Here is a 23,876-nt window from a genome sequence, read left to right as displayed (position 1 = left end):
CCACGATCCACCGCCGCTTTGACAGTGCGCGGCGGAGGCCACGCGCCGGTGGCTTTCCCGACGCGCGCTGATTGTCAACTCAGAGGTGAGGACCCACTTAGCCTCGCGCATGGTAAAGGACGACCTGATGCCGGTAGTGATCGCCGAAATCAACGGTGAGCCACAGGTCGCCTTCCTCGCCGGCCACCAGCTGAGATGAGGGGAAATCGCCCGGCTTCGTGTGGAACGGGATGGGAATACGCTCCCAGTCCCCTCCTCGACCCAGCCGGTAGATGCAGAGCGGCGACGCCTGGTCGCGAGAGCGCACGAAGAGCCCGCCCGACGGCGCGGCCACGAGGTCTTGCACCCCATAGTCCCCCCAGAAGGGCGGCAGCATCTGCCAGCTGCCCTGCGCGCGTCGCGCGATGAAGCGCTCCCCGGATCGCAGCGAGCCCCACGCGAGGAGTTCGTCGCTGCCATCTCCGGTACGTAGTCCGACGCTCTCCTCATCCACGCCGGGTGGCCACACGAGCCTATCCGCCGTGCGCTCACCTCGCGGGAAGACCCACCACCCAGGGTCGAGGCGCGTGGACTGTACGATGCGGACGACCACGTCGCCGGACTTCGGCGTGCGGAGCAGCACGGGCGGGTTCCAGCCATCCCACAAAAGCTTCTCGGCGAGAATGGGAGGGATGGGCCTGTCCGAGCCTTCGAGCCACCGGAGGGCCCCGTCGACGCCCATGGCGAGCACCCCATCGGCCCACGTACAAACCCACGCGAGATCCGGCTGCTCTACCCATCGCCCGCGCTCCTCGTCCCAGCGGACGACCGCGTTTCGTGGGGATGCCGCCGTGATGATTCCCGGCATCGCCGGCGTCGGGCCGGCGGCCGCGTGCGCCTGCCACCCCACGTTCGTGGCGAGGGCCCAGACGCGGTCAGGCCATCGACCGGCCATGCCCTTGATCTCTCGCGGGACGACCGGCGGCGGAGACACCCCATCCGTGTTCGGCGCCACCACGACCTCCGTCCTCCGCTGATCGTGGAGCCGTCCGCCTTGAGCCCGCGCCACATGAGGCCCGGTGGAAGCGAGGACCGCTCCTTCAAGGCGGTGAAGGTCGATGGGCTGCTGTGATGATGCGATCGCCGTGAACATGCCGAGAACGACTCCTCCTCGTCACCGCTTCCCCCGGAGGCGCTCGCCTGCCGCGCGCAGTTCATCCAGCCACTCCATCCGCAATCGCGGGTCCGCCGCGAATCTCGCCATCCACGCCGAGTCCTCGTCGCGTTTCCCTTCGGGGGTGAGCCCGTACCGCACGATCGTCGCCCGCTCGGACGCCGGACTCGCCGCGATCTCCGCGAGCATGGCCACGTAATCCTTGAGCGGGAGCCGGGGCCCGGGAGCGGCCGGCGAGGGCGCGGACGAAGCGAACGGAAGCGTGGGCTTCGCGATCTCGAACGCCTCGCTCGTGGCCTGCTCGACGAGGCCAGGCGCGGCGCCCGCGGCCGGCGGGCGCGCGGACGAAGCGAACGGGAGCGTGGGCTTCGCGATCTCGAAGACCTCGCTCGTGGCCTGCCCGGCGAAGCCCGGCGCGGCGCCGCCAGGCGGCGGGAAGGCCGGATCCTGCGACGGCGGAGCGCCCCGCTCGCTCTCGCGCGGCGCTCCGCGAGCGAAGGGGAGCGCCGGCGCAATCGGACCCGGGAGAACCAGCGCCGTCTGCTGGTCGAGCCCCTTCCGGACCACCGGCGCACGCGGCGGCGATGGTGGCGACACAGCCGGCGCGCTCGACGGCTGCAGGAAGGGCAGGACGGGCTCCGAGACTTTGGACAGCGGCAGCGTCGTCTCGCTCAGCACGACGCTCGCCGTCCTCTGCTTTGCTTGCACCTCCGCGGCGCGGCGTGGCCTCCGCGTCGATGCCTTCAGGCTCGGCGGCTCCGGCCGGACCTCGGGCGGCGGACCGGGCGCAGCGGCGAGGAGCGCGGTTGCCTCATTGCGCACTCCCTCATCGGCGGCGATGCGCTCGTGCCACACGCCGAGCAGGCGGAAGACGTCGCCCTCGCTGAGGCCACGTGCCTGGAGGAAGCCGAGCGGGTCCTCCGCGGCCGTGAAGGCGCGGAAGAAGTCGAGCCAGCTGCGGAGCTCCGTGTCGAGCGGCGGCACCTTGCGGTCGACGTGCGCCTGAGCGGCCAGGCGGTGCTCGTCGCACGCGTCGATCAGGGCCCCGTCCACCATCGCGCTCTCGGCGAGCCGCGCGGACCACGTCGCCTCCACCTGCGGCCACGCTGCGGCCGGGATTGCGGCGTGGTCCAGGCTCTGTTCCAGCGGAACGCCCTCGGCGACGTACGCCAGGACCGCCGCGTACGCCGAGAGCGCCACGCCCGCGATCTCGGGATCTGCAGGCGGCGTCCGGTCAGCGCTGATCTCAGCCATCGCCGCGCACCACCACCTCGCGCAGCACCCGCCGGCCCCGGCCGATGGGGAAAACCGCGCGCGCCACGAGCTCTACCCGCCGCGCCTCAGGCTGGAGCAGCACGGTATCGATCGGCGGCCGCGCGACCACGCGCTCCCCGGTGTCGTAGCGCGCGCTCGCGGCCACCGGGAGCGCCGGGAGCGCGAACACGAGCGGATCGAGCGACATGCCGTGTACGCCCACCGGATCGCCGGGGGCGAGGTGCTCCTCGAACTGCAGCGAGGGGTGGGCGACGTTGCCGAAGCGGATGTCGTGATCGTCGGGCGGGAGCGGCATCCGGGTCGCCTGCCACCGGGCGTCGAAGGTGCCGGCGTACTCGAGGCGGGGGGACCAGTGCGTCATGATGGCGCCGAAGCCCATGGGCGGATGGCGATCCGAGGGCGAGCCGTGGGGCCGGTCCGGGTGCTCGATCTGAGGGGCTGGCCGGTCCACGAGCTCGGCCGCGCTCTTGGCTGCGCCGATGCCCGCGGGATTACGGAGCTCGATGACCGAGAGGTCCTCGGACATGCCGCCGTAGGCCCGCTCGTAGACGATCGGCGTCCGGAGGAAGGGCTGGGCGGGTCCGATCCTGACGCCAAGGACGCCCCGGGAGAAGACGCGCAGGCCGTGGACGCGCAGCGGCGTCAGACGCCGCCTGACCTTCACGGCCACGTCGAGCATCGTCACCTTCGCCGGGGCGACCGCGTCGCCAGTCACCACCACATCGGTGCCGAGCTTGGCGACCCCGAGATCGGACGGGAAGTGGAGGCTGCTCCGCGGGCTCCCGGGGTCCCAGGGCTCGTCGGCGACGCGGACCGGGGCCGGATCGTCGGCGAGCTTCGGTCTGCCGCTCCGGTCGATGACGAAGGTGCCCTTGACGATGGCGACGAGGACGTCGTTCCCATCCCGATCGATCATGGGGACGGGCTGGACTGCGAAAGGGGATTCGTTGGCGACGCTCATGAGCAGGTCCGCTGAAAGCCCCCGCATCCTACATGCGCAGGGCACGGTTCATCCCTTGAAAGTGCACTGAGAGCGAGGAGGCCGATGAGGCAGTACCCGACATCTCCTCAGGCGCCGTACTCGTCGGCAGAGCCATCGTGCGGCTCGGCCGCCGTGGAGCGAAGCCAGGGTCCGTGTTCGAAGATGGCATCGTATCGACCACCTCGCTGGGATCCGGAGCGTGTCTTCTCGAGCTGCTCTTCAATCGGTCGTGCCGTACGCCACGTCCAGCACCCCGCGCCCGAGGCGCAGCTGGAATCGCTGGCCGCGGCGGTGCGCGCCGCGAGCTCGACGCGGCCGGCCGGCCGCTGGCGCTGAGATCCGCGGCCCGGCGGAGCGAGGCGGCGCCCTCCTCGTGCCCTGATCGGTGTGGTAGACACGTACTATGTGCATGTTTGCAGCCCCCGTGGAGAACGTCGGAGGCACGCACATCTTGGCCTCGATGTCGGGCGACTGGCAGGTCCTGGTCTACTCGGCTTCGGTCAGGACCAGGGTCAAGAACGCCATGGTTCTGCCCATTCAGCTGAAGCCGGGGACCGCGGACGCGATCGAGCTGATCGACCTCTCGGGATATCCCAAGTTCTTCACCCACCTCGACGAGACGTCCAAGGGCCTGGTAGGAGGCGGCGTCCCATCGAGCGGGGGGGCTCGTCGCGCGTGCGGCATTCCTCGGCTGACTCAAGGCGAGGTAGGACGCCTCCTTCCGGTTGCAGAGCGCGCAATGAATGACGCCGAGCACGGCCACGGTGTTTCTCGTGGTAGGCCTCCTGCTGGCCTTCCACGTCGGCGGGCCGCCTCAGGCGTGAGCGCGACCGCGGATCGCGGTAGAAGAGAGCCGCCATGCCCCGCAGGCCCACGGGATCGCTCTTCCGCAGCGCCGCTGGCCGGCCCTACGTCCGCATCCTCGTCGGCGACAACGACCGCGAGAGCTTCCCGCTCGACCTGAAGCTGACCGAGCAGCAAGGCGCGCAGCGCAAGGAGCTCGTCGCCGACCTGGCCGCACGGCTGCGCGTCTCGCGCAACGTCACGCGCGACGCGATCGTCGCGCTGCTGGGGCGTGCTGCGGCACGCGAGGGCAGGGCGCTCCGCGACGTCATCAAGGCGATCGAGGTCGTCTGCAGAGGTGGCGCACGAGCGAAGGTCGTCCCCGGCGGCGGCTCGGTGCCGAAGCAGGTGACTGTCCAGCAGTCCGGCGGGCTCTGGACCTCGGGCGAGCTCGCGCGCATGTACCCCGACCACGTCAAGCCGAAGCGCAGCGTGGAGCAGGACCTCTACCGGCTCGACCGCCACATCTACCCGATCGCCGGCCGCGTCCCCGTCGCGGACTTCACGCTCGAAGACGCGGAGCGCGTCATGCGCGCGCTTTCTGAACCGCGAGGGCCCGCGCATCAGCGAAGCAGCGCGCCTTCAGGTGCAGGACGTCGACCTCGACCGCGGAGCGCTGCGCCTCGAGAAGAACACGACCAACGACCCGCGCGCCTGGGCGCTCTCGTCCGGCGTCGCTCCAGCGCTGCGCGCCTGGCAGGCGCTCCGCGGCAACCCAGCGCCCTCCGCGCCGCTGTTCGTGAACGAGGACGGCGACCGCTTCAGCATCGAGCACGCCGCCGAGCGCTTCCGCGCCCATCTCCAGCTTGCCGGCATCGACCGCCCCGAGCTCTTCGAGGACTCCGACGAGCGCCAGCAGGTGCGCGCCCACGACACGCGCTCGACCTTCATCACGGTCGCCCTCGCGAACGGCCGCAGCGAGACCTGGGTCGCCGACCGGACCGGGCATCGGGCTCCGTCATGCTCCGAAGGTGTCGCCGGGCGGCCAGGACGTTTGCAGAGCTGGGCCTCGGCGAGCTAGCTTCCCTCGCCGAGGCGATCCCCGAGCTCGGGGGCAGGGGAAAAGGCTCAGGAAACGGCACAGAGAGGGGTGGGGGCGGGACGACTAGACAGAAATCGTTAGTAAATTCAACTACTTGGCCCCGTGGCGAAATGGCAGACGCGGTGGATTTAAAATCCGCGGCCCGTATGGGCGTGCCGGTTCGAGTCCGGCCGGGGCTACCTTCATGTGCGGCGCGCCGAGCTCCCCCGGGCCGGCTGAGCTCCACGCTGGGAGCTGCCGCGAGCTGCCAGGTGAGCTGAGCCTCAGCCTGGGGTGCCGAGCCGCTGGTCACCGTTCTGCCTGGCCGCCTCCTGGGCGTCTCGCAACCGGCTGCGTCGCGCTCTCTTCTCTCCTCTCTCCTCTCTCCTCTCACCTGCTGCGGCGCTCGTCCAGCGCCGCACCGGATACACGCTCTGCCGGCGCCCACGGCGTCTCACACCGTCCGAGGTTGTGTCGCGCTCCCCTGCTGCCCCGTCAGCGCGCTGCCTTCAGCCTCCCACGGCGGCGGCACCCTGAGCTGCTTGCCCGCCTCGAACGGGGCCGTGTCGCTCTCTGTCCCTCGTGACGCCGACCTGCCCGAGGCGTCGCGTGGCCGTCGCGGCCGGTGGCGTCCTGTCTCGGTCTGACTCGGTCTGAAGGGGGAGGCCTGCCGCTGCTGGCTCCCGTGTTCGCTGGGCTCGACAAACCAAGTGGACTCGATTAATGGGAGCGCCACGATACATGGATCTGGACATCGACTGTCTGCGTGAGGCCAAGGTAGAGAACGTAGAACGGCTTGCGCACGCTCTGGGCGTCAAGCTTCCCGAGCACAAGCGCCACGACAGGCGCGCTTACTCCCGCGAGCTCATCCGCGTCGTGATGCAGGGCATCCGGCGCGACGCCGATCGGTCGCGCGGTCGCAGGTTCTTCGGCCGTAGCTGAAATTTTCGTCCCCTGTAACAAGCGCGTTGAACGGCGCGGGCCGAAGCTGCCCTGCTCATCAGGCCCGACCGAGAGCCTCTCGGAGGCGGTTCATTCCGTCTCGACCTGCTCCGCCGTGCTCCTGGCACCCCGGTAGATTCCCGGGCTGCCGCTGCGCGGTGTGGGGGATGAGCCGATACCTCCTGGCACCCTGGTAGGCTCCTCGGCTGTTCTTCCGCGCTGGGATGGGCCGATGTCTCCTGGCATCCCGGCAGGCCCCCGGCGGGGCTGTTCTCTGCGCGGTGTGGGGGATGGGCCGATGTTTGAGCCTTTGCCTTTGCCCCTCCGGCTCCGCCGGAGGGGCAAAGGCAAAGGCGAGTTCGGCGGGGCCCCCACACCGCGCAGAGAACAGCCCCGCCGGGGGCCGATCAGCTCGGAACGCCCTCCTCGCCTCGCGCCCTCAGCTCAGACCCCGCCCCCGCCTACCGCCCCTGCGGCTTGCTCCGCATCGCCAGCCGCCCCCCCGTCACCCGGCTCCGCGCCGCCAGCAGCAGCGGCGCTGCCGGCGTGAGCGGATCCACCAGGTCGTTCACCTGGAGCATCGCCTTGTCCGCCACCTTCCACGCCGCCGCCTGACCCGACGCCCCCTGCTGGGGCGACCCCGCCAGGTCCAGCGCCCGGCTCAGCTCCCGGCCCACCCGCGCGATCCGGGCGAGCTCCTCCCGCGACGCCCCCCCGTCCTTCGCCGCCGCATAGATCGCCCGCACCACCCCGAGCAGATCTCGCACGGCATCGAATGGAAACGGCGGGGCGCTGACCGGAATGGGCACTGCGCCAATGTACAGCAACTCGCCGTTTGATGGAGCATTTGCATTCCGATGACTCGCGTAAGATTTCCACAGGATCGTCTCAGTTGTAATTGCAACAACAGAAAAAATCAGTTGAGCGCCCCCACCACCTCCTCGACCGCCCCGATCAACGCCCCGCCCCGGATGAGCTCGGCCGCCGCCGCGATGTCGCGGTAGAGGGGCCGGTCCTCGGCGAGCTCCGGCACCACCCGGCGGATCGCCGCGTGGGCCGCCGCGACGCCGGCGCTGGGCCGGAGCGGGCGCCGCTGGTCGACCCCCTGCGCCGCCGTGATCAGCTCGATCGCCAGCGAGCTGCGGACGTTCTCGATCACCTGCGCCAGCTTGCGGGCGCTGATGCTGCCCATGCTCACGTGGTCCTCGCGGCCGGCGCTCGACGGGATCGAGTCGACGCTCGCCGGGTGGCAGAGCACCTTGTTCTCGCTCACGAGCGAGGCGCTCGCGACCTGGGCGATCATGAACCCCGAGTGCAGCCCGCTGCGCGGCGCGAGGAACGGGGTCAGGCCCGTCGAGAGCGCCGGGTTCACGAGCTGCTCGACCCGCCGCTCGCTGATGTTCGCGAGCTCGGCCGCCGCCATCGCCGCGAGGTCCAGGGCGAGCGCCACCGGCTGCCCGTGGAAGTTGCCGCCCGAGATCAGCTCGGCCCCGCCCTCTCCGCCCTCTCCGCCCGTTCCGAGGAACACCGTCGGGTTGTCGGTGACGCTGTTGACCTCGCGCGTCAGCACCTCGGCCGCCCACGCGATCGCGTCCCGCGTCGCCCCGTGCACCTGGGGCATGCAGCGGAGCGAGTAGGCGTCCTGCACCCTCGGGCAGTCCGCGTGGCTCTGCATGATCTCGCTGCCCCCGAGCAGCGCGCGCAGGTTGCCGGCCGTGCCGGCCTGGCCCGGGTGCGGGCGGACGCGCATGAGCCGCTCGTCGAACGGGCGCTTCGAGCCCATGAGCGCCTCCAGGCTCACCGCGCCGGCGATGTCCGCGACCGTGCAGAGCGCGGCCGCGTCCCGCAGCGCCAGCGCGCCGAGCGCGGTCATGTACTGGGTCCCGTTGATCAGCGCGAGCCCCTCCTTCGCGGCGAGCTCGATCGGCGCGAGGCCGGCCTTCCCGAGCGCCACCGCGCTCGGCATGAGCTGCCCCTCGAAGCGCGCCTCCCCCTCGCCGATGAGCGCGAGCGCGAGGTGCGCGAGCGGCGCGAGATCGCCCGACGCGCCGACCGAGCCCTGCGCCGGGATGCGCGGGCACACCCCCCGGTTGAGCAGCTCGGCGAGCAGATCGAGCACCTCCGTGCGCACCCCCGAGTGCCCCAGCGCGATCACCTGCGCGCGCAGGACGATCATCGCGCGCACCTCGGCGTCGCCGAGATCGGGCCCCACCCCGCACGCGTGGCTCCGCACGAGGTTCCGCTGGAGCGCCCGGATGTCGTGATCGGCGATGCGCGTCTCCGCGAGCGCGCCGAACCCTGTGTTGATCCCGTACACCGCCGGCGCCGCGTCGCCCGCCGCCGCGATCGCGTCGATCGCGCGGCGCGAGGCCGCGGCGCGCTCGCGCGCCTCGGCGCAGATCGCCACCGGCCGGCCGCGCCGCGCGACGTCCTCGAGATCGGCGAGCGAGAGCGGGCGGCCCAGGAGCAACGGAGAAGGAGAACCAGCGGAGGCGTGCGGCGTGGAGAGGGTCACGAGGGCGCACGCTAGAGCGGCGGATGCCTCGAGAAAAGGCGCCCGCGCGGCCGTGATCGGCGCCGTCCGTCCGCTCGTCAGGACCGGACCAGACCCCCCGGCGGCGCTCCCCTGGAAACCGCGAAACCGTGCTCTGGCCGGAACGACGACGCCGGACTCGACCGCCGCGAGCGCCCGCGCTTTCTCCCTTTGCTTTCGGCGCTCTGGCCCGTCCGGCTCACCCCCGGAGCCCGGGTTGCGGCCAGCGCGCTCCCGGGGCTCCCGCCGGCGACGGAAGAATCCGGTGCCCCGCCGGGATCGATCCGCCTATCCTCCGCCGGGCGCGTCTCCCGGCCTGCGCCGGCGCGCGATCGCTTGCTTCCATGCGTTTCGCCTTCGCCTCCTCCGCCACGCTTGCGTTTGCTGTCGGGCTCGTCTCGCCGGCCGCCGCTCAGCCCGCCGAGATCGCGAGCGCGAGCGCGGACGCAAGCGCCGATCGCAGCGCGCCGTCGGCCGCAGGCGACTTCGAGGAGCGGCTCGTCCTCGACACGGGCCGCGCGCCGCTGCCCCCGCCCGACCCGGACCGGACGACGTTCTCGCTGCAGGGCGAGTACCAGCTCCGCTACCGCGCCATGACCGACCTCCGGCTGCGGGCGCCGCCCCTGTCCGATCCGGGGGCGACGACGCTCGGGCAGCACCAGTACATCGCGCACTGGCTGCGCCTCTCGCCGCGGCTCCACCTCGCCGACAAGGCCTCCATCGTGGCGCAGATCGACGTCGTCCGCGGGCTCATCGCCGGGGACACCACGCGGCACGTCGAGCAGGTGCGCGACGCGCGCGCCGAGCTCTCGTGGTACGAGGTGCACCCGCGCCACCTCTACCTGGAGGTGCCTTCGTCGGTCGGCGTCTTCCGGGTCGGCCAGCAGGGCGCGCACTGGGGGATGGGGCTCCTCGTCAACGACGGCGAGCGCGCGACCCTCTTCGGCGACCCAGAGCGCGGCTCGCTGATGGAGCGCGTCCTCTTCGCGGCGACGCCGATGGGCCGGAGCGGGCCGCTCCTCGTGACCGTCGCGGCCGATCTCGTGTTCGAGGACAGCGCGGCCGACCTGCTCGGCAACGACGTCGAGGGGCAGGACGAAGGGGAGGGGGATCGCGCCCTCCAGGCGGTCATCTCGGCGCTCTGGCGCGCGCGGCGCGGCGAGATCGGGGCCTATGGCGCGCTGCGGCGGCAGACGCGCGAGCGCCGCGCGAAGACGAGCCTCGCCCAGTTCACCGAGACGCTCACGGCGGCGGTGCTCGACGTGGCCGGCAAGTTCGACGCGCCGGTGCCGGGGGGCGGCGCCCACGTCTACGGCGAGCTCGAGGCCGCGGCGATCTTCGGCTCGACGTCGTTCGTGCCGAGCGGGCCCACGCCGCCCTCCGGCCCGGGGGCCCAGCGCGCGCCCGTGGCGGTGCGCTCGATCGGCGGCGCGGCCACGCTCGGGGCGGTGCACGTCGCGGGGCGCGGGCCCCGGCCGGCCGATCGGTTCGGGCGCGTCGTCACCGAGATCGAGGCCGGCTACGCCTCGGGCGACGACGACCCGCGCGACGGCGTGGCGCGGCGGTTCACGTTCGACCCGAGCCACAACGTCGGGCTCCTCCTGTTCGACCATGTGCTCGCCTGGAAGACGGCGCGCGCGGCCACGATCGCCGAGCGGGAGCTGTTCGCCGCGTCCCCCGAGCCGGGCATCCGGTGGCTGCCCTCGAAGGGCGGCGTGTTCGGCGCCGCCTACGTGAACCCGCGGATGCTCGTGCGGCCGGCGCGCTGGCTCGACCTGAAGGCCGGGGCGGTCATCGCCGAGACGACAGCCGACCTCGTCGATCCGTACGGCCCCGGCCGGGCGGGCGGCGGCCTCTCCACCTACGACGGCGGCGACAGGCGCCGCCACGACCTCGGCGTCGAGCTCGACATCGGCGTCGACGCGCGCATCGCCATGGGCAGGCTCGTCACCATCCAGCTCGGCACCGAGGCCGGCGCCTTCTTCCCCGGCGGCGCGTTCGACGACGCCGCGGGCGCCGAGCTCCCCGACCAGTACCTGCTCACCCTCAAGCTCGGCGTCATCCACTGACCAGGGCTCCCCGGCCGCCGGAGGCTCGTGTAGAGGTCAACGAGACGCGAAGCGACACGGCAGAGCTTCGCCCGGCAGAGCCTTCCCCTGGCAGAGAGAGATGGGAGAGACACGATGCGCAAGCGACTCGCGCTGAGCCACCTTCCGACCCCGATCCAGCGCCCGCGGCGGCTCGCCGAGGCGCTCGGCGTCGACCTCTACGTGAAGCGCGACGACATGACGGCGGGCGCGGAGGCCGGCAACAAGATCCGCAAGCTCGAGTACCTGCTCGCCGCCGCGCAGGAGGAGGGCGCCGACTGCGTGATCACCTGCGGCGGCCTCCAGTCGAACCACGCGCGCGCGACAGCGCTGCTCTGCGCCTCGCTCGGCCTGCGCGCGGTGCTGTTCCTGCGCACCGCCGTCCCGTCGGCCGCGGCGCCGCTCGAGGGCAACGTGCTGCTCGACCGGCTCGCCGGCGCGGAGATCCGGCTGATCTCGCCCGAGGCGTACCGGAGCCGCGAGGCCGTGATGGCCGAGGCGGCCGCCGAGATCCGCGCGGCGGGCGGCCGGCCCTACGTGATCCCGGAGGGCGGCTCGAACGGCCTCGGCGCGCTCGGCTACGTGCGCGCGATGGAGGAGATCCGCAAGCAGCTCGACCTCGGCCTCGCGGGCGGCAAGCCGTTCGACGTCATCGTGCACGCGTGCGGCTCGGGCGGGACGGCGGCCGGAACGGCGCTCGGCGCGTCCCGCTACGAGGTGGCCGGCGAGGTGCGCGCGATGGCGGTGTGCGACGACAGGGCGACGTTCGCGCGCGTCGTGCTGGGGATCATGGACGACGCGCGCGCGCTCGATCCGCGCCTCGGCGCGCCCGCCCACCTCGTCATCGACGACTCCGCGAAGGGCCCCGCCTACGGGGCGTCCACGCCCGAGCAGCGCGCGCGGATCGTGAAGGTCGCGCGGCTCTCGGGGCTCGTCCTCGACCCGGTGTACACGGGCAAGGCGTTCTCCGGCCTCTGGGACATGGCCGAGCGGGGCGAGCTCTCGGGCAAGCGGGTGCTGTTCCTCCACACCGGCGGCCTGCCCGGGCTCCTCGCGCAGGCCGCTGACTTCACCGACGCCCTCTAGGACACCGAACAGGCTGAAACCCCGAGAAAACGAACCACAGAGGCACAGAGGGCACAGAGTTTTTTCGTTGTTCCTCTGTGCCCTCTGTGCCTCTGTGGTTCAAATCTCTTCATTCCCCGGGTATTTCAAGCCGATCGGCGCTCTAGGTCCCGCCGCGCCACCACGCATCGGCGAGCGACGCGTCTTCCAGGGTGTCGATCTCCATGTAGCCGCCGTGGGTGTCGACCTTGTGGAGCGCGGCCCCGGACTCGATCATGCTCTGGAGCAGATCGATGAGGTAGGCGCGCCGGAACGTGCGGCCCTCGCGGAACTCCGGGCGCTCCGAGAAGGCGGCCCGCGCGGCGTCGAATGCGGCCAGGAAATCCGAGGCGCCCCGCGCCGAGAGCTTCATCACCCCGATGAACTCGCCCGTCGCCGACGCCGGCGCGATGCGCCGCGAGATCTCCACGACCCGGCCCGCGCCGTCGGCGCGGAGCTTCTCGGCGTCGGTCTCGGGGTGCTGCGAGCGGTTCACGTACCGCCGCCGCCAGTCCGTGTCGCAGGCGAGCGCGATGTCGTGCGGGGAGCGCACCAGATCGGCCACGATCTCGGGCCGGTAGACGATGTCCGCGTACGTCGAGACGAAGCCGCCCGCGAGGTGCTCGCGCGCGCAGAGGAGCGAGAGAAGGATGTTGTTCTGCTCCCAGTCGCGGTTCTCGACGTACGTCAGATCCGGGTACGCGGCGCGGATGACGTCGGCCTTGTAGCCGCAGACGAACACGACGTCCGACCGCTTGAAGCCGCCCGCCGCGAGCGCGTCGAGGATGCCGTCGAGCATCGGACGGCCGAGGATGGGGACCAGCGTCTTCGGCAGCTCTTCGGTCAGGTGACGCAGCCGGCTGCCCCGGCCCGCCCCGATGATCACGGCCTTCACGACGCCGCAGTTACCACGGCCAGACTCCGGCGATCACCGCGACATGAGAAGCAACCAGAAACCCCACGGATCCAGGCCTCCTTACGGAATCGTGACCGTGAGGTGACCCCCTGCCCGCCGACCCCCGGGCTAGAAACCAAAGCATGGAGATCGCGGTCGTCCTCATCGCCCACTCTACGCTCTCGGTCTTTTTCCAGACCTTCTTCCTGCACCGGTACGCCTCGCATCGGATGTTCACGATGTCGAAGCGTTGGGAGCGGATCTTTCACTTCCTGACGTATCTCACGCAGGGCTCCTCGTACCTCGTGCCGTGGGTCTACGCGATCTTGCACCGCATGCACCACGCCTTCAGCGACACGCCGAAGGACCCGCACTCGCCGAGGTACTACTCGAACGTCGCGACGATGATGTGGGACACCGCGAAGCGCTACGACGAGATCTACGAGGGCAAGGCCAACGTGGAGCCGCGCTTCCTCGGCGGCTACCCCGAGTGGCCCACGCTCGACCGCATCGGCAACTCGTGGATCAGCCGCCTCGCCTGGGGCACGGGCTACGCGGTCTTCTACATGGCCTTCGCCTCGCACTGGTGGCAGTTCCTGTTCCTCCCGCTCCACTGGACCATGGGCCCGCTGCACGGCGCGATCGTGAACTGGTGCGGTCACCGCTACGGCTACCGCAACTTCAACAGCGACGACGACTCGCGCAACACGCTGATCCTCGACGTCGTGACGCTCGGCGAGCTCTTCCAGAACAACCACCACAAGTACGCGATGAGCCCCAACTTCGCGGTGCGGTGGTTCGAGATCGACCCGGCCTATCAGGTCATCCGCGTGCTCGCCTGGCTGGGCATCCTCCAGATGTCCGACAAGCGCCAGGTCGCCCGGCTCGAGCCCGAGGTCGCGCAGGCCGAGGGATAGCGGGGATCGGCCGCGCCGGGCCGCGCATCAGGCGCGGCCGCGGTCGGCACAGGGGTCGTGAAGCGAGGCGCGCGGGGCCGAGGCGCCGCGCGCCTTTCCTTTTCAGGCGTTCTCGTACAGCAGCCGGAACGCGCCGGGGACGTCCTTCGGCCCGACCTGCTCCTTGCGCTTGTTGAACTCCGGCAAGCAGGCCTGATAGGCCGCGTCCACCCGGAGATCGCTGCCGTCATAGCCCGGGCGCCAGATCTCCATCGTCTCGCGCGCGAGGTCGATGATGTCCTTGAACTGCCCGCGCTCCTTCAGGATCTGCGTGCTGAGCCCGTACATCAGGAGCCCGCCCGGGATGGCGCCGAGCGCCGTCGTCGCCAGCGCCGGATAGCAGATGCGCGACGTCAGCACCCCGAACCGCTCCCGGATCTCCGCCATCGTCTTGCGCTGGAGCAGCTTCGCGCCCGCGAGCGGCCCCATGGCGTAGACGGGATCGTCGCTCGGGTAGTCGTAATCGCAGAAGGACACCACGCTCTCGCCCCTCGCGAGGAGCCCCGCCGCGGCGAGCGGCTCGGCCCACAGGAGCGACGACGTGCCCATGAACTTGTTCGTGCGCTCGATGTCCGCGTCGTTCGCGACGTCCACCTCGACGAGCCCGAGCTTGCGGATGTTCTCGGGGCGCGAGAAGTCGGGGATCTGGAGCACCGCGTCGAACGCGACGTCGAGGTCCTTCACCTTCGTCGGCCCGTGCTCCGCGTACCGCTTCATCGCGCCGGCCGCGATGCCGTTCACGAGGTGCACCGCCCGATACCGCTCCTTCAGCGCGGCGACGACCTCGTCGATCACCTGCGGCTTCGTGGCGTCGTTGTTCCAGAACCGCGCCGTGAGCCCCTCGGCCTCGGCCGCGTCGCTGATCGCCTTCACGTGGTGCGGGCCGATCTGCATCTTCTCGCTGTCGAAGTGCACGGCGAAGACGGCGGCCCGCTCCCCGAAGAGGAGCTGCAGCGCGAGCGCGCGGGTCATGCCGTTCGATCCGCCCAGGATCAGCACGGCCGTGTCCGGGGCGATGCGCGCGCCGGCCGGGCTGATGCGAGCGCGGTGCTCGGCGAGCTGCTCGGCCGCGACGCGCGCGCCGTGCTCGGCCAGCGCCCCGACGAGCGCGCGGCGATCGAGGCCGCCGAGAGGAAGCTTCTTGAAGGTCTCTAGGTCATCCATCACGTCCGGCGTCTTACCGTCTCCCGCGCTCCGCGTCACGACTGGACAGCTCGCCGCCGTCCGGGCGCGCTCCCTTTGCGACGCCGGCGTCCGAAGCGGGGGCCCCCTCCGTCCGAGCCGTGATAGAACGATCCTGTGAAGACGGTTCTTGTCACGGGCGGCAGCGGGTTTATCGGGCGCGGTCTGGTGAAGGACCTGCTCGCGCGGGGTGATCGCGTGACGGTGCTGACGCGCGACGTGGGGCGCACCCAGGCGGCGCTGCCGGGCGCGCGCGTCGTGTCGTGGACCTCCGACCGGCCAGGCCCGTGGTTCGAGGAGGTCGACGGGGTGGACGGGGTCATCCACCTCGCGGGCGAGTCGATCGTCAAGCGCTGGTCCGAGGACGCGCGGCGCGAGATCGTGAGGAGCCGCATCGACACGACCCGCCTCATGGGCGAGGCGATCGGCAAGGCGAAGCGCAAGCCGAGCGCGTTCCTCTGCGCGTCCGCGGTCGGCTACTACGGCCCGCAGCCGGGCGATCGGGTGCTCGACGAGGACGCGCCCCCCGGCGAGGGCTTCCTCGCCGACGTCGTTGTCCACTGGGAAGAGGCGGCCCGCGCCGTCGAGGAGCAGCACGGCGTCCGGTCGGTGCAGCTCCGGATCGGCGTGGTGATCGGCGAGGGCGGCGGCGCGCTCGACAAGATGATCGCTCCCTTCCGGTTCTTCCTGGGCGGGCCGATCGGCGACGGCAAACAGGTGACCTCGTGGATCCACCGCGACGACGTCGTGGGGCTGACCCTGCTCGCCCTGGACAACGAGGCGGTGCGCGGCCCCCTCAACGTGACCGCGCCGCACGCGGCGACCGGCGAGGAGGTCGCGCGCGCGATCGGCGCCGTGCTCCGCCGGCCGTCGTGGCTCCGCGTGCCCGAGGCGATGGTGAAGCTCGGGATGGGCGACGCGGCCGAGATCATCACCACCGGGCAGCGCGTCTATCCCCGCCGGGCGGAGGCGCTCGGCTACCAGTTCCGCCACGCCCGGCTCGTGCCGGCGCTCGAGTCGATCTTCAGCCGCTGAGCGCGCGCCGCCAGCCGCGCGCCGCCAGCCGCGCGCCGTCAGCCGCGCGATCGCCAGCGCGCCGGCGCGCTCTCCCGCCTGGCCCGCAGAGGGGCTGGGCAGCCGGGCGCCGCGGCGCGCGGCGCCCGGCTGCTGCCCACGCAAAAGAAAGAGCCGCCGGTGGCGCGCTGAGAAGTCGACCGTTGTCGAGCAGCGCACCATCGGGAGCCCGGACGGCGGTTTCCCAGCGCTCCCCCAAGCGCTCCGTCCGCTTTCATGTTTACGACATCACGCGCCGAGAAGCTCTCGGGATGAGTTGGATTGGCGCGTGCAGGGTATCCCGACTGGAGGCCGCCGTGCACCCCCCGCGGCACATGCGAGAACCAAAGTCGTTAGGGAATCCCCCTTGCCGCGGTGCGCAATCGCAGGGTTGCTCGTCTGAGGCGGTTTTTTCTGCGTGAGCAGGGGTGGGGACAGGGCGCCGGTTTTTGCCTCTGTCCAGACAGGTGACCACCCAGGCTCGGCGGGCGGGCGGCGGGGTCGATCGAGCGCTCAGTGGCTGATGCCGCGACTCTGGAGGATCTCGCGCACCACGGCTTGCGCGGAGGTCGGCAGCTCGGCGAGCGAGCTGCGGGCGAGCTCCACGAACTTCATGCCGCGCGCGCGCTTGAGCGCCTCGACGGCCGCCGCGCGCTCCTCGGCGCCCTCGTGCTGGAGGATGCCGAGCAGCAGCTCGCCGGCCTCGAGGGTGTCTATCTTCGCGATCGCGCGGACGGCGCTGGCGCGGACGGCGGGCGCCTGCGACTCGCGGTAGATGCGGGCGAGCGGGTCGAAGGCGTGGGCGAAGCGGAGCTCCTCGAGCGCGCGCGCGGCCTCGTGGACGACGGTGGGGTCGGGGTCGACGAGCGCGTCGCGCAGCGTGATGAACGTGCGCTTGTAGAGGAAGCGGGAGAGCGCGCGGACGACGGCCACCCGGATCTTCGGCTCGGGGCGGCGGAACAGGTGCTCGAGCGGCGAGAGGATCGTGTAGAGCTCGACCGTCGCGAGCTGCTCGGCGAGGCTGATGAGCTGCTGCGCGGGCGACCTCGCGGCGGGCGCGGCCTCGGGCGTCGCGCCCTCGACGGCGAGCGCGGTCAGCCGGGCGAGCATGGCGCGGCGGCGGGTGACCTCGGACCACTGCGCCGGGTCGAGGACGATGTCGCCGCACGCCTGGCTCGCGCTGCCGGCCTGCTCCCACTCGACGAGATCGATGTGCCAGACGTCGGGGAAGCCGAGCTCGTGGCGTAGGTGCGCCGGCAGCGGCGAGGCGTCGATCGGCAGGTCCTGCGCGTCGACGTAGCGGCCGCCGGCGCGGGCGTAGTGCTTCTTGCGGGTCTCCTCGAGCGGGAGCTGCGTGAGGGCGCGGTAGACGCCCCCCACCTTGCTGTACTGCCCCGCCTCGCCGAGCGCGATCACCGCGGCGAGCAGCGCATTCTCGGCGATCTCGGGCGGGGCGGCGCGCTTCTGCGAGACGGCGGACACCTCCTGCCAGAGGCGGGCCTGCGTGAGCACGGCGAAGTTGGCGACGGCGGCGAGGCCCTCCTTGCGGGCGTACGTGGCCATCTCGCGGGCGAGCGTGGCGGCGGCGGAGATCTCGCCCTGCTTCTCGGCCGCGGCGACCGCCTCCTCGTAGGACTGGAGCGCGTAGTAGCGCAGGTGGTCCTCGCGCAGGATGCGGATGACGTTCACGTAGCCCTCGAGGACGTGCTCGAAGGCGCGGCTCTCGCGCCCGACGGCGATGAGGACCTGGTAGCAGTCGAAGGCGCGCTCGCGCTGGCCGATGGTCTCGTACCGGTCGGCGGCCTCCTCGAGCAGGTGGACGGAGGCGAAGACGGCCTCGCGCGCGGCCGCGGCGTCGCCGGTGCGGAGCGAGGTGCGGGCGAGGTTGAAGCGGGCGAGGCCGGCGGCGTAGAGGTCGCTGCCCGACGAGGAGAGGAGCTGGGCGAGGCGCGACCAGAGGGCGCGGGCGCGCGCGAAGTCCTGGCCGCGCTCGCGGGCGATGGCGGCCTGCGCGACGAGGCCGGCGGCCTCGTACTCGTCGGCGGCGCGGGCGTAGAGCCGCCTCTGCCGCTCGGGGTCCTGCTCGCGCTCGGCCCAGGCGAGCATCGTGCGGGCGCGGTCGATCGGCGGGACGTGGGCGATGAGGTGGCGCTGGCCGTGCTCGCTGCCCGCGTACCAGGCGACGGTGAGCGCGCTGCGGTGGTCGCCCAGCCGGACGAGCACGTCGCGGAGGTCGTCCGTCATGGCGACGTAGTCCTCCTCGCGCGCGATGGTGTGCTGGAGGGCGCTGAAGAGCGCGTCGCGCGCGCGGGAGAGATCGCTCCTGGCCAGCGCGGAGCGGGCCTCGTCGCGGAGCTCGTGCAGGGGGCGGACGCCTTGGGTCATGCGCGCAGCGAGCGTAGTACAACGCCGCGGCGCCGGCGCGCGGCGATGGAGGAACCGTCAAACGGCGCATCGCGGGCGCGGCGTGAGGCGCCCCGCGGAACCGCGAGATCCCGCCTGACGCTGCGGCGGGCGGTCTGTTACAGCGCGGCCGACATGAAGCTGTTTCCTCTGGCTCTGCCGATCACCTGCGCCGCTGCGTCCGTCCTCTCCTGCGGCGACGCGGGCCAGCGCACGCCGCTGGTCCTCGACGCGCCGGGCGCCGAGCTGGCCGCGCCGGGCGCGCCGGGCGCGCCCGAAGCGTCCAACGTGCCTGACGTGTCCAACGATGGGCGCGCCGCGCCGCCGCGCGAGGCGTCGTCGGGCGATCACCGCTTCTGCGGCTGGCTGCACGAGTTCCTCGGGGATCCCGCGTCGACGGAGCTCGGGTACGACACCTTCGCGGCCCATGCCGGGGCGTTCGACGCCGTCCACCCGAAGTGGTGGCGCGTCGCCTCGCCGACGACGTTCGAGAACCACCCGCGCGGCCGGGCGACGCCGTTCGCGGGCTTCCACGACCGGCGCGTCCTCGACGCGACGACGCCCGGCGGGGGGCGGACCCGGCTCGTCCCGCTCGTCGCCGCGGTCGACAGGCCCGACGTCGTCGCGGTGCACGCGATGATCCACGACCCCGCGCTCCGGGCGCAGCACGTGGCGGGCCTCGTGGCGATCGTGATGGAGAACGGCTACGACGGGATCGACGTCGACTACGAGCACCTCGCGTCCGTGCTCGGGCCGGGCGAGACCGTCGAGGCCGAGCGGTCGGCGTTCTCGGCGTTCATCGACGCGCTCTCGCGGGCGCTGCACGCGCGCGGAAAGACGCTCTCGCTCGCGGTCCCGGCGGTCGCGTCCGCGCGGGGCGTGTTCGACTACGAGGCGCTGAGCGCCTCGGCGGATCACGTGCACGTGATGAGCTACGACTACCACTGGGGCGGCGGGCCGCACGCGGGCCCTGTCGCGCCGCTCGGGTGGCTGGAGCGGACCGTCGCGTACATCGGGGGGATCGACGGCGGCGCGCGCCGGGAGAAGTTCATCCTCGGGCTGCCCAACTACGGCCTGGTGGGGCCGGCGTCGCCGGAGGGCGGCGGCGCCGTGGTCGGGTGCGAGCCGCTCAGCAAGTGCCGGGAGCTCGCGGGCGACGGCTACGCGACGAGCACCGATCACATGAGCCGGTGCTCCGAGGACGGGGGAGCGCGGTTCGCGCCGGGGAGGGCGCCCAACCGGGTGCTCGCGAGCGGCGAGCACCTCTTCTTCGAGGACCTCGGGTCGCTCGAGGAGAAGGTCGTCGCCGCACGGCAGGGCGGGCTCGGCGGGGTGACGTACTGGAGCATCGGCGGCGAGCCGGGCGGCGCGGCGTTCTTCTCGATGATCGAGCGCCACTTCCCCAGGGATGCGCGTGGCATGCAATGAATGCAGCGCCGCGTAGAGCTGCTTGCGCGGCTCTCTACGCTGGTTCCTCCGCCGAGGCGCCCGCTTTGCGAGGTGCCTCGGCGGATCTGGCGGTTCGAGGCCGGGGGCGTCTCCGGCTCCACCACGGCGCCGTGGTGTCCCAGCCATTCCAGCGGTCGGCGCGCCAGGATACGCTCCCGCCCCGTGCAACACCCTCCCGGCTCATTCCAGGTCGCCATTGGGCTCGGCGAAGGACAGGCGACCGTCGCGCCGCCGCGCAGCACCGTCGCCATCCTCTCGTGGAACCTCCAGAACTACACCCATGACGAGCGGCAGCATTTCCGCCGGTCGATGCGCACCCCGCGCTCGGAGTTCACGGCCGCCTTCGTGGCCGAGACGATGAGGCTCCTGGGCGCGGACGTGCTCCTCGTGATGGAGACCGGCAGCGATGTCAGCGCCGCGCTCAACAAGGTGAGCCGGTACTTCAAGCAGGCGACGCAGCGAGAGCTCGACCCGCTGGTCTCCGAGCTCACCCACGCGACGCCAGCGCTCCGCACCGCTTACACCATCAGCAAGCTCACCCCTACGCCCGACGACGTCCATGCGCTCAAGAACCTGGTCGACGCGTACCGGATCGAGGACATTACGCTCGCCTTCGATGCGGGCGACGCGAAGAAGGCGTGGGATCTTTATTGCGCATGCCGCCCCGGGCTGGGCACGCCAGGGGGCGTGCAGCCGCCCGCGCTCAACGGGGACAACACGGCCGACGCCGCCGCGCTCCTCGCGTACGCGCGGGCCGTCCGGAAGGCTGTGCTCCAGGGGCACTACAGCGATCCGGCGCTGCGTCAGGTCGCCGCGGTCATGGACAGGTTCGTTGACGCTCTGTTCACAACCAATGCGGCGACGCAGGCGCAATCGACGTTCTGGCAAGTTTTCCTGGAGGCCGTGGAGCCGCACAGGAACGTGGCCGACGCCGTTCCCCTCTTCGCGGGCGCCGAGGCGTGCTTCACGGCGCTCGTGATCCATCACATCGCGGAGGGGAACCTCAAGCGCACGGATGATCTCGCCCTGGCGCTGCCGCGGTACCACGACAGCCGCCTTCCGGCGCTCAGTTGCCTCCTCTCCATGGAGTACGCGCTGGAGGTCTCGATCGACGACCCGAGCACGGTGGTCCGGATGAACGACCCCTCGTTCGTGTACCGGGCGCTCGAGCACTTCGAGCTCATCTCCACCGGCGCCGAGACGTACGGCATCCTCTGCCTCTTCGATGAAACGCAGCGGCGTCGCACCGTGGCAGGAAAGAATCTGCAGCAGATCCTCCGTCTCGCCAGCGACGGCACGCCGCTCACCACCCAGGCGCCCGGAGAGGTGACGAACCACCGCTCCGCGATGCGCTTGGTCCTGCCGACCCGCGGCCCCAAGGATGTGGAGGTCTGCCTCTTTCACACGCGATTCACGCCGCCGAAGCAGATCACCAAGCAGAAGACGGCGCGCACGCTCAAGATGCGGTGCGACAGCATCGAGGCCATCGCCGCCGTCGAGCAGGTGAAACCGGGGCTGCCGCGGGTGTTCTTCGGCGACTTCAACCTGCCCGCCAACGACGCTCGGGAAGAGCTCCGCGTGTTCGCCTTCCGTATGGGGAGCATGGGCTACACCCGCTACCCGACGGGCGCGCCGTTCCCGCTCACCACGCTCAAGGCGAACAGCACCATCCTCGCGGGCGGCGCGATCTACAACGAGCCCTACGACGCGGTGTACGCGAGAGATCTCTCGTCCGCGCAGGTCGTCGATGCGCGGGTGATCGCCGTCCTCGATGTGGTCGACGCCGAGGGCTTCAACCCCGACATCCGGGCGGCGATGGCCGGCTACGCGGCCGCGGTGTACGAGCGGCTGCTCACCAAGCTCGAGGCCAAGCTCGCGCAGCACGAGAAGGAGATCAATGAAGCCGCCAACCTGAACCGGGGCGGCACCGCGGCGCGCCTCCCCGGTCGTACCGCGATGCTGGCGGAGCTCGAGCTCTGCCTCCGGGTCTTCGAGGCGAGGGGGCTCGCGGACGACGGGGCGCCCGGTCGACCCGCGTGTGCCGCCTTCTGCGTGCAGGCGCGAGGGGCACAGGAACAGGCGAGGCGAGACGGGGCAGGCCGCGTGTTCAACGCCCTCGGACAGGCAGAGGCTCTCGTGACGACCACCGTCGTCGCGCTCACCAACCTGGAGACGTCGCGCAGCGTGCGCATCCACGCGGCGTACCGCTACGCCGTGAGCGACCACATCCCCGTGTTCCTGAAGCTCGATCTCGACCAGTGAACGGCTTCACGAGCCGTGTGCGGCCTTGATGTCGGGCAGAAGGCGCTCGATCGCGGCGGCGTCGAGCAGCTCGGGCACGGGCCGCCCGCGGTCGCGGAGGAAGCGCACGATGGCGGCGCGCGTGCCGCCCCCGATCACGTCGCTCACGTCCGGGAGGCACGGGTAGCCGAGGTTCGCGAGCCGCTGCTGAAGGCCGGCGGGCTCGTCGATGGATCGGAGGTGCGCGATCCGCAGCTCGTAGACCTCGGTCTCGCCGACGCGCACGCGCGCGGTCGCCTCGCGCGGCGACACGAACTCCTGCATCCACCCATCGCTGTCGGTGACGCCCTCGCGCCGTGCCGCGCCGTACTCGAACACGTACGCGAGACCGGCGCGCGGTCGCTCGAACGCGTCGAGGAACCGCAGGCGGATGCGCTCTGGCACCCCGCGACGCCGGAACCGATGCCGCTGCCCCGTCGCGGCCTGCACCTCCTTGGGACGCCGATCGGGGACGAAGACCTCGTCGCCGATCGCGAGGACGTTCGGGTTCTTGCGCGCCTCGCGCAATGCGGCGTTGTTGGGGTGAGCCCAGAGGGTGCCTGGGAAGAAACCGTGGGCAAAGGCAATGGTGGAAATGCACTCACCAGGGTGTACGCGCACGGTGATGGGCATACGGGAACGATAGCCCAAAAAAGGGTGTCGAGGCCGCCGGATGACCGCGAGGCAACCGGTGGGCCGGGATGCCGGGTCAGGCTCGATGGATCTCGTCGTCGATCCAGCTGCACCTCGCGAGCTCGACTCGTACAAGGTTGAAGGCGGCCGATTCCTCGCGGGCTCGATCGGTGCGAGGTGGAAGCCTCGAACGACCTTCCGTCCTGATTGCGGGCGCTCGGCGGACCTGCTTCCTTCCACGATACCGGTGCCGCATGGTATCCTGCAGAGCGGCGGGTGCTCGACGGAGAGGTGCGCTCCACGCCGTGCCATTGCTCCGCGACATCGACGAGATCGATTGCTGGCCGATGGATCATGGAGGCAGGAGAGGAGTCGATGGCGACCGGGGCCCGCGATGCCCTCGGAGACCCCCGGTGCGGAACGGTGACGAGAGGAAGAGATGAACGGCAAGTGGCTCATCGGGATGTATCCGACCGAGATCTGGGTGGTCCGGCATGGCAGCGCGACCATTCCCTACGGGGCAGATCGGATCGATCCCGTGCAGGCCGCATGGAGCGTCGAGGAGTGGTTCCCCTACAGCCGTACCGACAGCCACGCGTTCGCCGAGATCTGCGCGTCGATCGAGGGAGAGTTCTCTGCGCGGCGCCACGTGAGCTCGGCTCAGGTCGTTGAGCGCATTCGCGAGGCGTTCCGGCTCGGTGTGCTCCACGCCTACCGCCCGGGTACGGGAGCCTCTGCCGCAGGGCTTCGGGGGACGGGGGCATCCCCGGGAGCACGGGCGAAGCAGGCGACCGGAGGCGTCTCTTCGCACGATCGCGATGACAACGATGACGATGGCGCGCTGTCCCGGCCGTTGCCGCCGCGATCGGTTGTCACCTGGGTGGAGCTCTCGCTCGTCGGTGAGGACGATATGCCGATTCCGGGAGAGCAGTACCGTATCGAGCTGCCGGACGGGTCTGTCCGCGACGGGAGGCTCGATTCCCGGGGGTTGGCGCGGATTGACGGGATCGATCCGGGAACGTGCAGCATCACCTTCCCCGCGCTCGACCAGGACGCCTGGACACGCATCTGATGGACGGCCACCT

General features: G+C 71.4%; 18 protein-coding genes and 1 tRNA gene. 10 read left to right on the top strand and 9 right to left on the bottom strand.

From position 1 onward, the window contains the following. Positions 1–97: 97 nt before the first annotated feature. The 3 genes from WME96_RS32625 to WME96_RS32615 form a co-directional block, all read right to left on the bottom strand. The gene (locus WME96_RS32625) at positions 98–994 is read right to left on the bottom strand and encodes a hypothetical protein (RefSeq protein WP_437285492.1); all 897 of its coding nucleotides are present in this window, start codon (positions 992–994) and stop codon (positions 98–100) included. A gap of 159 nt (positions 995–1,153) precedes the next feature. After that, positions 1,154–2,407: a hypothetical protein gene (locus WME96_RS32620; RefSeq protein WP_437285491.1), complete on the bottom strand. Its 1,254-nt coding sequence runs from the start codon at positions 2,405–2,407 to the stop codon at positions 1,154–1,156. Continuing rightward, entirely contained in the window at positions 2,400–3,344 is a 945-nt protein-coding gene (locus WME96_RS32615) for a DUF2169 family type VI secretion system accessory protein (protein ID WP_437285490.1), read from the bottom strand. Before WME96_RS32615 ends, WME96_RS32620 begins: the two co-directional genes overlap by 8 nt. Positions 3,345–4,605: 1,261 nt before the next feature. Between WME96_RS32615 and WME96_RS32610 the strand changes: the two genes are divergently transcribed. The 3 genes from WME96_RS32610 (at position 4,606) to WME96_RS32600 (ending at position 6,216) form a co-directional block, all read left to right on the top strand. Further along, complete coding sequence (locus tag WME96_RS32610) at positions 4,606–5,274, top strand: tyrosine-type recombinase/integrase (RefSeq protein WP_437292380.1); 669 nt, start codon at positions 4,606–4,608, stop codon at positions 5,272–5,274. A gap of 117 nt (positions 5,275–5,391) precedes the next feature. Beyond that, a tRNA-Leu gene (locus WME96_RS32605) sits at positions 5,392–5,474 on the top strand. Between the two features lie 541 nt (positions 5,475–6,015). Then, on the top strand, positions 6,016–6,216 hold the full coding sequence (locus tag WME96_RS32600) for a hypothetical protein (RefSeq protein ID WP_437285489.1): 201 nt from the start codon (positions 6,016–6,018) through the stop codon (positions 6,214–6,216). A 461-nt stretch (positions 6,217–6,677) separates the two neighbouring features. On the opposite strand, the gene WME96_RS32595 is transcribed toward WME96_RS32600, so the two are convergent. Then, positions 6,678–7,025, bottom strand: coding sequence for a hypothetical protein (locus WME96_RS32595; RefSeq protein WP_437285488.1), 348 nt, complete (start codon positions 7,023–7,025; stop codon positions 6,678–6,680). A 107-nt stretch (positions 7,026–7,132) separates the two neighbouring features. Further along, the gene (hutH, locus tag WME96_RS32590; protein ID WP_437285487.1) at positions 7,133–8,686 is read right to left on the bottom strand and encodes a histidine ammonia-lyase; all 1,554 of its coding nucleotides are present in this window, start codon (positions 8,684–8,686) and stop codon (positions 7,133–7,135) included. 407 nt (positions 8,687–9,093) lie between these two features. On the opposite strand from hutH, the gene WME96_RS32585 reads away from it, so the two are divergent. Both WME96_RS32585 and WME96_RS32580 read left to right on the top strand, forming a co-directional pair. Then, positions 9,094–10,818, top strand: a complete 1,725-nt coding sequence (locus tag WME96_RS32585; protein WP_437285486.1) for a hypothetical protein — start codon at positions 9,094–9,096, stop codon at positions 10,816–10,818. Positions 10,819–10,932: 114 nt separating this feature from the next. Continuing rightward, a complete protein-coding gene (locus WME96_RS32580) occupies positions 10,933–11,922 on the top strand; it encodes a D-cysteine desulfhydrase family protein (protein WP_437285485.1) in 990 nt (329 codons plus the stop codon). 142 nt (positions 11,923–12,064) lie between these two features. On the opposite strand, the gene WME96_RS32575 is transcribed toward WME96_RS32580, so the two are convergent. Further along, positions 12,065–12,835, bottom strand: a complete 771-nt coding sequence (locus WME96_RS32575) for an NTP transferase domain-containing protein (RefSeq protein WP_437285484.1) — start codon at positions 12,833–12,835, stop codon at positions 12,065–12,067. 143 nt (positions 12,836–12,978) lie between these two features. On the opposite strand from WME96_RS32575, the gene WME96_RS32570 reads away from it, so the two are divergent. Next, the gene (locus tag WME96_RS32570; protein WP_437285483.1) at positions 12,979–13,752 is read left to right on the top strand and encodes an acyl-CoA desaturase; all 774 of its coding nucleotides are present in this window, start codon (positions 12,979–12,981) and stop codon (positions 13,750–13,752) included. A gap of 102 nt (positions 13,753–13,854) precedes the next feature. On the opposite strand, the gene WME96_RS32565 is transcribed toward WME96_RS32570, so the two are convergent. Further along, positions 13,855–14,955 carry a hypothetical protein gene (locus WME96_RS32565; protein ID WP_437285482.1) on the bottom strand — a complete coding sequence of 367 codons (1,101 nt, stop codon included), beginning with the start codon at positions 14,953–14,955 and terminating at the stop codon, positions 13,855–13,857. 135 nt (positions 14,956–15,090) lie between these two features. Between WME96_RS32565 and WME96_RS32560 the strand changes: the two genes are divergently transcribed. Then, positions 15,091–16,008, top strand: coding sequence for a TIGR01777 family oxidoreductase (locus WME96_RS32560; protein WP_437285481.1), 918 nt, complete (start codon positions 15,091–15,093; stop codon positions 16,006–16,008). Positions 16,009–16,539: 531 nt separating this feature from the next. Here WME96_RS32560 and WME96_RS32555 read toward each other — a convergent pair. Then, positions 16,540–18,411 carry a HEAT repeat domain-containing protein gene (locus tag WME96_RS32555; protein ID WP_437285480.1) on the bottom strand — a complete coding sequence of 624 codons (1,872 nt, stop codon included), beginning with the start codon at positions 18,409–18,411 and terminating at the stop codon, positions 16,540–16,542. A gap of 153 nt (positions 18,412–18,564) precedes the next feature. Here WME96_RS32555 and WME96_RS32550 point away from each other — a divergent pair, with 153 nt between their 5' ends. Then, positions 18,565–19,857, top strand: coding sequence for a glycosyl hydrolase family 18 protein (locus WME96_RS32550; RefSeq protein ID WP_437285479.1), 1,293 nt, complete (start codon positions 18,565–18,567; stop codon positions 19,855–19,857). A gap of 183 nt (positions 19,858–20,040) precedes the next feature. Beyond that, entirely contained in the window at positions 20,041–22,140 is a 2,100-nt protein-coding gene (locus WME96_RS32545) for a hypothetical protein (protein WP_437285478.1), read from the top strand. A 6-nt stretch (positions 22,141–22,146) separates the two neighbouring features. Here the strand turns inward: WME96_RS32545 and WME96_RS32540 are convergent, their stop codons facing one another. After that, positions 22,147–22,779, bottom strand: a complete 633-nt coding sequence (locus WME96_RS32540; protein ID WP_437285477.1) for a peptidoglycan-binding domain-containing protein — start codon at positions 22,777–22,779, stop codon at positions 22,147–22,149. 451 nt (positions 22,780–23,230) lie between these two features. On the opposite strand from WME96_RS32540, the gene WME96_RS32535 reads away from it, so the two are divergent. Beyond that, the gene (locus tag WME96_RS32535; RefSeq protein WP_437285476.1) at positions 23,231–23,863 is read left to right on the top strand and encodes a hypothetical protein; all 633 of its coding nucleotides are present in this window, start codon (positions 23,231–23,233) and stop codon (positions 23,861–23,863) included. The last annotated feature ends 13 nt before the right edge of the window (positions 23,864–23,876 follow it).

The sequence above is a fragment of the Sorangium sp. So ce406 genome (assembly GCF_051474675.1).
Lineage (GTDB): Bacteria > Myxococcota_A > Polyangia > Polyangiales > Polyangiaceae > Sorangium > Sorangium cellulosum_G.
This window is presented reverse-complemented; position numbering and strand designations above follow the sequence as displayed.

Coding starts and splice junctions, on each gene's coding strand:
- WME96_RS32570 (WP_437285483.1), top strand. CDS start 12,979: ATGGAGATCGCGGTCGTCCTCATCGCCCACTCTACGCTCTCGGTCTTT.
- WME96_RS32615 (WP_437285490.1), bottom strand. CDS start 3,344: ATGATCGATCGGGATGGGAACGACGTCCTCGTCGCCATCGTCAAGGGC.
- WME96_RS32565 (WP_437285482.1), bottom strand. CDS start 14,955: ATGGATGACCTAGAGACCTTCAAGAAGCTTCCTCTCGGCGGCCTCGAT.
- WME96_RS32535 (WP_437285476.1), top strand. CDS start 23,231: ATGAACGGCAAGTGGCTCATCGGGATGTATCCGACCGAGATCTGGGTG.
- WME96_RS32555 (WP_437285480.1), bottom strand. CDS start 18,411: ATGACCCAAGGCGTCCGCCCCCTGCACGAGCTCCGCGACGAGGCCCGC.
- WME96_RS32585 (WP_437285486.1), top strand. CDS start 9,094: ATGCGTTTCGCCTTCGCCTCCTCCGCCACGCTTGCGTTTGCTGTCGGG.
- WME96_RS32620 (WP_437285491.1), bottom strand. CDS start 2,407: ATGGCTGAGATCAGCGCTGACCGGACGCCGCCTGCAGATCCCGAGATC.
- WME96_RS32600 (WP_437285489.1), top strand. CDS start 6,016: ATGGATCTGGACATCGACTGTCTGCGTGAGGCCAAGGTAGAGAACGTA.
- WME96_RS32580 (WP_437285485.1), top strand. CDS start 10,933: ATGCGCAAGCGACTCGCGCTGAGCCACCTTCCGACCCCGATCCAGCGC.
- WME96_RS32550 (WP_437285479.1), top strand. CDS start 18,565: ATGAAGCTGTTTCCTCTGGCTCTGCCGATCACCTGCGCCGCTGCGTCC.